10 protein-coding genes and 1 pseudogene are annotated in these 10,393 nt (G+C 56.6%); all 11 read left to right on the top strand.

The window, feature by feature from the left end; translation table 11 throughout:
- Window positions 1-84 precede the first annotated feature (84 nt).
- Window positions 85-981: pseudogene (cbiD, locus tag ABF463_RS04440) on the top strand (cobalt-precorrin-5B (C(1))-methyltransferase CbiD); the annotation flags it as partial.
- Between the two features lie 124 nt (window positions 982-1,105).
- Entirely contained in the window at window positions 1,106-1,789 is a 684-nt protein-coding gene (gene cobI, locus ABF463_RS04435; protein ID WP_415532347.1) for a precorrin-2 C(20)-methyltransferase, read from the top strand.
- Window positions 1,789-2,547, top strand: a complete 759-nt coding sequence (cobM, locus tag ABF463_RS04430) for a precorrin-4 C(11)-methyltransferase (RefSeq protein ID WP_415532360.1) — start codon at window positions 1,789-1,791, stop codon at window positions 2,545-2,547. The genes cobI and cobM overlap by 1 nt, the downstream gene beginning before the upstream one ends.
- Complete coding sequence (locus tag ABF463_RS04425) at window positions 2,544-3,569, top strand: cobalt-precorrin 5A hydrolase (protein WP_415532346.1); 1,026 nt, start codon at window positions 2,544-2,546, stop codon at window positions 3,567-3,569. Before cobM ends, ABF463_RS04425 begins: the two co-directional genes overlap by 4 nt.
- 44 nt (window positions 3,570-3,613) lie before the next feature.
- Window positions 3,614-4,342: a precorrin-3B C(17)-methyltransferase gene (gene cobJ / locus ABF463_RS04420; RefSeq protein ID WP_415532359.1), complete on the top strand. Its 729-nt coding sequence runs from the start codon at window positions 3,614-3,616 to the stop codon at window positions 4,340-4,342.
- A gap of 23 nt (window positions 4,343-4,365) precedes the next feature.
- Window positions 4,366-5,157, top strand: coding sequence for a precorrin-6A reductase (cobK, locus tag ABF463_RS04415; protein ID WP_415532345.1), 792 nt, complete (start codon window positions 4,366-4,368; stop codon window positions 5,155-5,157).
- Window positions 5,158-5,350: 193 nt separating this feature from the next.
- Window positions 5,351-5,713 carry a sirohydrochlorin chelatase gene (locus tag ABF463_RS04410; RefSeq protein ID WP_415532344.1) on the top strand — a complete coding sequence of 121 codons (363 nt, stop codon included), beginning with the start codon at window positions 5,351-5,353 and terminating at the stop codon, window positions 5,711-5,713.
- A complete protein-coding gene (cbiE, locus tag ABF463_RS04405) occupies window positions 5,710-6,942 on the top strand; it encodes a precorrin-6y C5,15-methyltransferase (decarboxylating) subunit CbiE (RefSeq protein ID WP_415532343.1) in 1,233 nt (410 codons plus the stop codon). Before ABF463_RS04410 ends, cbiE begins: the two co-directional genes overlap by 4 nt.
- The gene (locus tag ABF463_RS04400; RefSeq protein WP_415532342.1) at window positions 6,939-8,324 is read left to right on the top strand and encodes a cobyrinate a,c-diamide synthase; all 1,386 of its coding nucleotides are present in this window, start codon (window positions 6,939-6,941) and stop codon (window positions 8,322-8,324) included. Before cbiE ends, ABF463_RS04400 begins: the two co-directional genes overlap by 4 nt.
- 25 nt (window positions 8,325-8,349) lie before the next feature.
- A complete protein-coding gene (cbiB, locus tag ABF463_RS04395) occupies window positions 8,350-9,318 on the top strand; it encodes an adenosylcobinamide-phosphate synthase CbiB (protein ID WP_415532341.1) in 969 nt (322 codons plus the stop codon).
- A 12-nt stretch (window positions 9,319-9,330) separates the two neighbouring features.
- Window positions 9,331-10,380 (top strand): threonine-phosphate decarboxylase CobD, encoded by a 1,050-nt coding sequence (gene cobD, locus ABF463_RS04390; RefSeq protein ID WP_415532340.1) that lies wholly within the window; start codon window positions 9,331-9,333, stop codon window positions 10,378-10,380.
- Window positions 10,381-10,393: the final 13 nt, after the last annotated feature.

Here is a 10,393-nt window from a genome sequence, read left to right as displayed (position 1 = left end):
GGTGGGGTTACCCGCCGGGGTCGCCGCCCCCGGGGGGTTCAAAGGGGGCCCGCCGGGGCGCTGCTTTCCGGCAAACCGCAGGAAATGGTAAAGGTTGAAACACCAAACGGCACAAATTTGCTGCTTGAAGTTGTGGAAACGGCGGTAGGGCACGGCAGCGTTACTTGCTGTGTGCGCAAAGATGCCGGTGATGACCCGGACGTCACCAATGGCATCCTGATCTGCGCGTGTGTTGAAAAGACAGATGCCGGTATTTCCATTAATGGCGGTAAAGGCATCGGCCGGGTTACGAAACCCGGCCTTGCCTGCAAAGTGGGTGAGGCCGCCATCAATCCGGTACCCCACCGCATGATTGAGGAAGGACTGCGGGAGATTGCCGGAAGATTTGCCTACAGCGGCGGATTTTCCGTAATCATCTCAGCGCCCGAAGGGGAACGCATTGCGCAAAAGACGTATAATCCCCTGCTTGGCATTGTCGGAGGTATCTCCATCCTTGGAACCACGGGAATCGTCGAACCGATGAGTGAGGCGGCCCTGGTGGACACTATCAAGGTTGAAATAGACAGCCGGCTGGCCGGTGGAACCACCAGGCTGCTGGTTACGCCCGGTAATTACGGCCGCGACTTTGCACAGAATGCCTTCGGGTTGAATTTAGACACCGGCGTTAAATGCTCCAACTACATCGGGGAAACGCTGGATTACGCCGTCTATAAAGGCGTAAAGGAACTTTTGCTGATTGGTCACGCCGGCAAACTCGTGAAACTGGCCGCAGGTGTGATGAACACCCACTCCCGTGTTGCGGATTGCAGAGCGGAAGCTGTTGCCGCCCATGCCGCCCTCCATGGTGCGGACAGCGGGCAGGTGAAGCAGCTTATGGAATGCATCACCACCGAGGAAATGGGCCGTCTGCTTGTGCAATGGGGCTTGTCGCAAAGGGTTTGGCATAGCCTGCTTTCCAAAATGATGGAACATATCGACCGCAGGACGGGCGGTCGGTGCGCGGTGGAACTCATTGTTTTCACAAATCAGGGCGGTATTTTGGTACAGACAAGCGGCGCCGCAGCGCTTGCGGAAAATATTCGTGCGGAAACGGAGGAAAAACGGAATGACAGGCACCTTGTTTGGCGTGGGCGTCGGGCCGGGGGACCCGGAACTACTCACTGTAAAAGCGATCGAAACACTCAGGGCGGCGGCAGTCGTCGCCGTCCCCGACACGGGCGGCGAAAAAACGGCCTTGCACGTGGCTGCAAAATATATTGCGGACAAGGAGATTCTGCTTTGCCCCATGCCGATGACAAGGGACAAGGAACGGCTTGCGAAAAGCCGCCGTGAGAGCGTTGACAAGATATGCGAACGGCTCGAAGAGGGCCAAGACGTAGCCTTTGCCACCCTTGGCGATCCCTCCATCTATTCGACCTACATGTATCTGCACCGGCTTGTCCTCGAAAGAGGTTATAAGGCGAAGATGATTCCCGGCGTTCCCTCCTTCTGCGCCGCGTCCGCCGCACTTGGCGATTCACTGTGTGAAGGCGGTGAGGCGCTGCATATCTTCCCCGCTTCTTACGAAGGACTGGAGGAAGGAATCTGCCTCAAGGGCAGCAAGGTGCTGATGAAATCCGGCCGCAGGATGGCGGAGGTTCGGCAGATGCTGAAAGACGCAGGGCTTGCCGGGCAGACCCGGATGGTCGAATGTTGCGGTATGAAAAACGAAACAATCTATCGGCATCTCGAGGACGTCGGCGATGATGCGAGCTATTTTTCAATCCTACTAATAAAGGAACGGGAATGATGGTATATTTTGTGGGTGCCGGGCCGGGGGCGGCCGATCTCATTACGGTGCGCGGTGCGGAGCTTCTGAAAAAAGCGGACCTCGTGATTTACGCGGGTTCGCTGGTCAATCCAGAATTGCTGCGCTATACGAAAAAAAGCTGCAAAATTCTCAACAGTGCTGCCATGACGCTCGAACAGGTGGCAGCGGCTATGGTTGCGGCGCAGGAAGCGGGCGGGCTGGTGGTTCGCCTGCACACGGGCGATCCGAGCATCTACGGTGCTGTCCGCGAACAGATGGTGCTGCTCGACAAGCAAAAAATCCCCTATCAGGTGGTTGCCGGGGTCAGTTCTTTCTGCGGGGCCGCGGCCTCCCTCAAGACGGAATATACCTTGCCTGGCGTCAGCCAGACGGTGATCATTTCACGCATGGCGGGCCGGACGCAGGTGCCTCCCCGTGAAGAAATCGCACAGCTTGCTTCCCATGGGGCGACAATGGTGCTGTTTTTAAGCGCCGGACTTCTCGAGACGTTGAGCAGTGAACTGCAACAAGGTGGCTGCCCGCCCGAGACCCCGGCGGCGATTGTCTACAAGGCCACCTGGCCCGATGAAAAGATCGTGCGCACCAGCGTAGCAAAACTTGCCTCTGCCGCGACGGAAAACGGCATTGAAAAAACGGCCCTAATTCTGGTGGGCAATTTCCTCGGCGACGGATTTGACCGTTCAAAGCTTTATGACCCTTCGTTTACCCACGGTTTCCGGCAGGCAGAAAGGTCATGAATATAAAAATCGTATCCTTCACGCGTGACGGCGCATTGTTTTCTTTGAAGCTGTGCAAGCTCCTTGACAACCGGGGATTCGATGCCACGGGTTATTACAAGGAAGATATGCCGGGGCTTGTGAAGCGTACCGGCGATATCCTGAAATTTGCAGAAAGCGCCTTTGAAAGCTGCGACGCTCTGATCTTCGTTGGCGCGGCGGGTATTGCCGTCCGCGCCGTCGCGCCGTATCTCAGGGGAAAGGATATCGACCCGGCTGTGCTCGTCTGCGATGAAAAAGGGCGATATGTCATCCCCATCCTCTCCGGCCATCTCGGCGGTGCCAACCGGCTGGCTGAGGAAATTGCAGAGCAGATCGGCGCCGCTGCCGTCTTGACGACCGCCACGGATATAAACGGGAAGTTTGCAGCCGATGTCTGGGCCCGCGACAACAATTGCCGGGTCTTCGATCCCCAAAAAATCAAAGCCGTATCGTCGGCAATCCTCGCGGGCGAACCGGTAGGGTTCCTTTCAGATTTCCCGGTGGATGGGGCGTACCCCAAAGGGGTTTTTCCTGTCGGCTATGGTAAAATCGGTATTTTGGTATCGCTGGATGTTTCAAGAAATCCCTTCGCCCACACGCTTCATCTGGTGCCGCAATGCATCGCCATAGGCATCGGCTGTAAACGGGGCGTTACGCATGAGAACGTGGAGGAACAATTTTTACAGACGCTTGCAGCAGGAAATTTGCCGGTGAAAGCGGTGAACTGCGTCGCCAGCATCAACCTCAAAGCAAAAGAAGCGGCGCTGCTTGCACTTTGCGAAAAATACCGTCTGCCACTTCAAACATTTTCGGCACAGGAGTTGGCTGGGGTTCAGGGTGAATTTACAGATTCGGATTTTGTACGCCGGACGACGGGCGTTGGAAATGTCTGTGAGCGGGCGGCTGTAAAAGCCTCCGGCGGCACGCTCATCATCCGGAAAACGGCCGGAAAAAGCGTCACGACCGCGGCGGCAAAAGCGGATTGGAAGGGCCAATTTTGAAATCATGCATGACGGGAGTCGGCTATACGACTAAGGGTGGATATATGAAAATCGTTGCCGTGGGGCTGGGCCCCGGTGCTGAAAATGAAATGACCGGCAGAGCACTTGACGCCCTGCGTGAAAGCGATGTGATCGTCGGATATGAAACGTATATATCTCTGCTCGGCTCTTTGGCCGAAGGGAAGACTGTCCTGACAACCCCGATGAGGCAGGAGGTCGATCGCTGCAAGCTGGCGGTCGAGGAAACGCTGAAAGGCAAAACCGTCGCGGTGGTCTGTAGCGGCGACGCCGGCATATACGGCATGGCGGGGTTACTGCAAGAGGTCGCGGCGGAGCATCCTCAAATAGAAATCGAAGTCGTCCCGGGCGTCACGGCTGCCACTTCCGCCGCCGCCGTGCTGGGGGCACCGCTCTCCCATGACTTTGCAGTCGTTTCGCTGAGTGATTTGCTCACGCCGTGGGAAACGATTGCAAAACGACTGAAGTGCGCCGCCGAGGCGGATTTTGTTCTCTGCCTCTATAACCCCGCCAGCAGAAAACGGGTGGATTATCTGGCAAGAGCCTGTGCGATCGTCGGTGAGTTCCGCGGCGGCGACACCCCCTGTGGTTACGCCCGCAACATCGGCCGCGTGGGGCAAGAGCACCATGTGCTGACGCTGCGGGAGCTTGCGGCAGTGCAGGCAGACATGTTCACCACGGTCATCATTGGGAATTCTACCACAAAAATCATCGGCGGCAGGCTTGTCACCCCCCGGGGCTACCGGGGTATTTGAGCCATGCGGGAAGGAGGCATAAGATGACGGAGAAAACGCTTGTTTTCGCCGGAACGACCGAGGGCCGGCAGCTCTGCGAATATCTCGCCGGACAGGGGCTTCCTGTTACCGCCTGCGTCGCGACGGAATACGGGAGCATCGTTATGCCGGAACAGGAGAATCTGCGCATCCACGCCGGTAGGCTCGATGTCAACGAGATGACCGAATTCATAACCGGTTTTCCCCTTGTAATTGATGCGACACACCCGTACGCCAAGGTCGTCACACGCAATATAAAGGCAGCCTGCAAAGCTACAGAAAGCGCATACATGCGTCTTCTGCGCCCTTCGCAAAACTGCGGCGACGCCGTAGTGCTGCCGGATGCAGAGGCCGCGGCCGCACATCTCGCCAAACGCGACGGCAATGTGCTGCTGACCACCGGCAGCAAGGAGCTTTCGGCGTTTGCCGGCATCGACCGCTTTTCGGCGCGCTGCTATGCCCGAGTGTTGCCCTCCCCGGACGCCATCGAGACCTGCCGCGAGGCAGGTCTTTCGGGCAGACATATCATTGCCATGCAGGGACCGTTTTCTCACCAGATGAACCTTGCCTTCATCCGGGAAACCCACGCCCGGTATCTGGTCACCAAGGATTCAGGCTCGGCCGGTGGCTTTGCCGAGAAGCTCTCGGCTGCAAAAGAGGCGGGTATCACCGTGATTTTGATTGCCCGGCCAACGGAGGAAATCGGTCTTGATTTCCGGCAGATGACCGAATGGCTGAATCGTCGCTACGGCTTCGAAGAAAAGCGAAAAAATCGCCGCACGTCAGGAGGTTCGTGAACGATGAGGCGTAATAAGCTCACATACTGTTTCAGCGTGATGCCCCCCCATATAGTGTTTATCCAGCGCTTTTGCAAGTTGGGTGAGGCCTGCAAGTGCAGCCCAACCCAGAGGAAGATAGGGAACACACCATAAAATCCACCCGTCATGTGATGAACGATCTAAGACAGGCCATAAAAAGGAGTTATCGGATATGAAAGGCGTTTTGATTCTTGCACACGGAAGCCGTGAAGACGATACGGAAAAAACCATGGATTCCATTGCCTGTATGGTAAAAGAGACACTTCCCGGTACTATTATAGAGACAGCCTATCTCCAATTTCGAAAGTGCAATCTGGAAAACGGGTTGGAAAATCTCATACACCAGGGAGCGGATGACATCTTGCTCATCCCTTATTTTCTTTTTTCCGGCGTACATATTCGTCACGATATTCCCGCCGAAATTGATTCGTTTCTCCAAAACAGGAAAGACGTAAAGATCACAATGGGCAACACCTTGGGTGCAGATCACCGGCTTGCCGAAGTCCTTGTCGACCGCATCAGGCAGACTTTATGAAAAGGACAGTCTATCTGATCGGTACCGGGCCGGGAGATCCGCGCCTGCTGACCGGCAGGGCACGCGCGCTTATCCACATCTGCGGCAGGGTCTTCGCCTCGGGCGCGCGGCTTGCCGAGCAAGTGAAGCCGATACGGGCGGATGCGGAAACGATCAGGCTTGCAGAACTGGAAGAGCGAGTCCTGACCTGTGACGCTGCTGAGATTGCCATCCTCGTTTCAGGCGATACCGGATTTTTCAGCGCCGCCGAAACCTTTGTGCAGAAGCTTGCCGGAAAAGCGGCGTGTGAGATGGTAAACGGCGTCAGCAGCCTGCAATATCTCTGCGCCAAATTGGGGACAGGCTATGAACAGGTGAAAATCGTCAGCCTACATGGACGCGAGGGGTTCTTTCTGGGGCAAATCGCTTATCATCCCACCGTGTTTTTATTGACCGGAGGCAAAATCAAGGCGCAGGATATCTGCTTTCAGCTTGCGGAAAGCGGGCTCGGATCTGTTCACGTCACGGCGGGTGAAAAGCTCTCACTGCAGGAAGAACGGATTATTTCCGGCACGGCGGCGGAGCTCTCACGGATGAAATTTGATGATTTAACCGCCCTGCTCGTAGAAAATCCCGCTTTTACCGATTGCAGTGCCCCGCTGAAAGACAACCAATTCACCCGAGGCGATGTTCCGATGACCAAGGAAGAGGTGCGGTGGCTTTCTGCCGCGAAGCTTGCCGTGCGCCCGGGGAATGTGATCTATGACATCGGCGCGGGGACAGGCTCCGTCTCTGTCGAACTCGCGCGCCGGGCACGGGATGGAATGGTATACGCCATTGAGCGGGAAGACGACGCTCTGGACCTAATTGCAAAAAACCGCAACAGACTCGGCGCCTATAACGTGACCGTCGTGAAAGGCGAAGCGCCCGCGTGCCTTACGGGGTTGCCGCGGCCCGACCGAGCCTTTATCGGTGGCAGCGGCGGAAGATTGGGAGAGATTTTGAAGCGGCTGACCAACGCGAATCCGCACATCCGGGTCACGGTCAACGCCGTTTCGCTGGAAACGCTCTCGGAAGCCGTGGATGTAATGACACGTATGGGGCTTACGCCGGAGATTGTCCAGATAAGCGCGGCACGGGCAAAAAAGACCGGCAACCACCATTTGATGATGGCTCAGAATCCGGTTTATATAATCACCGGAGAGGCGAATGGCGGCACATGTGAAAATGCGCAGGAGGATGAGCGATGACGGCGAATCCGCCGCGTATCCTCTTTGCCGCCCCGGGCAGCGAGAGTGGAAAAACCTTGGCTGCCTGCGCGGTGCTGAGTGCTCTTCGTGGAAAAGGCGTCGAGTCCGCCGCCTTCAAATGCGGGCCCGATTACATTGACCCCATGTTTCACCGCAAAGTGTTGGAGAAAAGCGCGGCTAACCTCGACCTTTTTTTGATGGGAGCAGATGCCTGCCGCCGGCTGTTGGCGGAAGGTTCCTCCGGCGCCTCCTTTTCTCTCATTGAAGGGGTGATGGGGTATTACGACGGCCTTGGCAGGACAGATCGCTACAGTTCCTATTATCTGGCTCGGGAAATGAGCACACCAGTGGTGCTGATTGTGGATTGCAGCGGCATGGCGGTGACACTGGCGGCCATTCTCAACGGCATGGTGTCCTATCGGTCGGACAGTGCAATCAAAGGTGTGATTTTTAACCGCATCAAGCCGGGGATGTATGCGTTTTACCGCTCGGTCGTGGAGGAAAACACGCCGCTCAAGGTTCTCGGTTTCTTGCCTGAAATGCCGGACTGCCGCTTTGACAGCCGTCACCTCGGCCTGATAACCGCCGATGAAATCGGAGATATACAGTCAAAAATGGAGAAGCTCGGTGCGCAGGCGGTAAAATCCATTGATCTCGACGCTCTGATGCAGATTGCCCGGTCAGCCGGTTCGTTCAGCTATATGCCTTTGACGTTTGATCGGCAGTTTGACGTCAAAATCGCCGTCGCACAGGATCGTGTTTTCTGCTTTTACTACCGCAATGGCCTTGCGGTGCTGGAAAAGCTGGGCGCGCGGCTGATTTTCTTCAGCCCGCTTGCCGGGGAACCCCTCCCTGCATGCGACGGACTGCTCCTCGGCGGAGGGTATCCAGAGCTGTATCTGGAGCAGCTCTCAAAAAACAGCGACGTGCTCGCCGGTATCCGCAAAGCTGTCTTGAGCGGGATGCCCTGCGTTGCGGAATGCGGTGGGTTCCTGTTTCTGCAAAAAGGCATGCGGAATGCGCACGATAAACTGCTCCCGATGGTCGGTGCTCTGGAGGGTGAGGCGTTTATGACCGATGGACTTAAACGTTTTGGGTACGTGAAGCTCACTGCAAAATGTGACAATCTGCTGTGTGCCGCAGGCGAGAGCCTGTCCGCCCACGAATTCCATTATTCGGATTCCACCTTCTGCGGCGACAGCTTCACGGCGGAAAAGCCCGGCGGTACCCGGCAGTATGCATGTATAGCGGCAGGGCCAACCCTTTTTGCCGGATACCCGCATATCCATTTCGCAGGGCAGCCCAAGGCAGCTGTCCGCTTCGTTGCGGCATGTGCGGCCTTTCAAGCCGGGAATAGCCCCCGGCACATGCCGGATTTTTGAACCATTTCAGGAATTGGAGAACCTTATGACCGTTCTGTTTGCAATAATAGCCGGTTTTCTGCTCGACTGCATATTTGGCGACCCGCACGCGCTGCCCCATCCGGTGCGCTTGACGGGTCTGCTGGTTACCGGCGGAGAAAAGGTCTTGCGACAAATCAGCTGTAAGACACCGCAAAGCCGTTTGGTCTGTGGTGTGCTGCTCACACTCGTTGTCGTTCTCTTTTCCTTTGCTGTTCCGTTTTTTATTTTGTTCGTCCTCGCTCGGATGAACTTTTATCTGGCTCTGGCGGTGCAGAGCTTTATGTGTTATCAGATCATCGCGGCAAAAAGCCTTCGAGTCGAAAGCATGAAAGTCAGTGCCGAACTGGAACGGGTCAGCCTTGTCAGCGCACGGCAAAAACTCTCTTGGATTGTAGGACGCGACACGCAGAACCTCGATGAGGCGCACATTATACGGGCCGCAGTGGAAACGGTAGCGGAGAACACCAGCGACGGGGTGACCGCGCCGCTACTGTATCTGCTCATAGGCGGCGCGCCGCTTGGATTTTTGTATAAGGCCGTCAACACGCTGGACTCCATGATCGGCTACAAAAACGAGAAATATCTGCATTTCGGCCGGTTCGCGGCGCGGCTCGACGACGTTTTCAATTTTGTCCCCGCTCGGCTGACAGGCCTTCTCATGGCTCCCGCGGCCGCACTCATCGGGCTGGACGGACGCGGCGCTTTCCATATTTTCCGGCGGGATCGCAAGAAACATCACAGCCCCAATTCGGCCTGCACGGAGGCGGCCTGCGCGGGTGCGTTGGGCGTTCAGCTTGGGGGTGACAGCACATATTTCGGCAAACTTGTGAAAAAGCCCACCATTGGAGACGACCACCGGCCCGTCGAGGTGGAGGACATACGCCGCGCAAACCGGCTGATGTATGTCACGACGGTGCTGTTTCTTATCATCGGCGGGGGTCTACGGCTTCTGATTTTGTGGAGTATCCTGTAAGGAGGGATTGAAATGGAGCTGAACCATGGCGGAGATGTCTATTCCGCTGAAAACACGGGAGCCGTCGATTTTTCGGCAAACATCAATCCTCTCGGTCTGCCTAAAAGCGTCAAGCAGACGCTCGAAACCGCGGCGGCCGATTGTGTTCACTACCCCGACCCGCTCTGCCGCGAACTGCGCGCGGCGATTGGAGCGTATGAAGGCGTTGCGGCCGAGAACGTATTCTGCGCGGGCGGCGCTGCCGAAATTCTATATCGCATTGCCTGGGCTTTGCGTCCGCGCCGCGCCCTGGTGGCCTCCCCCACTTTTTCGGAATACCGCCTCGCGGTTGCGTGCACGGGCGGAGAAGTCTGCACCTGCCCTCTGCACGAGGAAATGGATTTTGCGCCCGGGGAGGATTTTATTGCGTGCATCGACGGTTCCGTCGACCTCGTCTTTCTATGCAATCCCAACAACCCCACCGGTGTGGTCGTCGGGCGTGAGTTTGTCCAAAAGACGGCGGAAAAATGTGCGCGGACCGGCGCGACACTGGTTGTGGACGAATGCTTTATGGATTTCGTGCGGGGCGGCGAGGAAAATTGCTCGGCGAAGCCCCTGCTTTCGGATTATGAAAATCTTCTGGTACTCAAGGCTTTCACCAAAATTTTTTCAATGCCGGGTGTGCGCCTCGGCTATTGCCTGACAGCCAACCGGCAGCTGATTGAAAAGCTGGCTCTGTGCGGTCAGCCTTGGAGCGTGTCGGTATTTGCACAGGCAGCTGGGGCCGCGGCGGCGAAAGAGCTGGCTTTCGTTGCGGAATCGCGGCGGTTCGTAGAAAAGGAACGGGCGTTTTTGTGCACGGGATTGTCAGGCCTTGGGCTGAGGGTCTTTGAAGGGACGGCAAATTTTCTGCTGTTCCGCGCATCCGGAGTCTCAGACCTGCGTGAGAGGCTGCTTCGCCGGGGGTATCTAATCCGCAACTGCGCCAATTTTGACGGCCTCGACGACAACTTTTACCGAATCGCGGTGCGCACACATGCGGAGAACAGCGGTCTGCTGCGGGCATTGGAGTGTTCGCTTTGACGTTCTGATTATT

Source organism: Ethanoligenens sp. (assembly GCF_047718355.1).
Taxonomy (GTDB): Bacteria; Bacillota; Clostridia; order Oscillospirales; family Ethanoligenentaceae; genus Ethanoligenens.
This window is presented reverse-complemented; position numbering and strand designations above follow the sequence as displayed.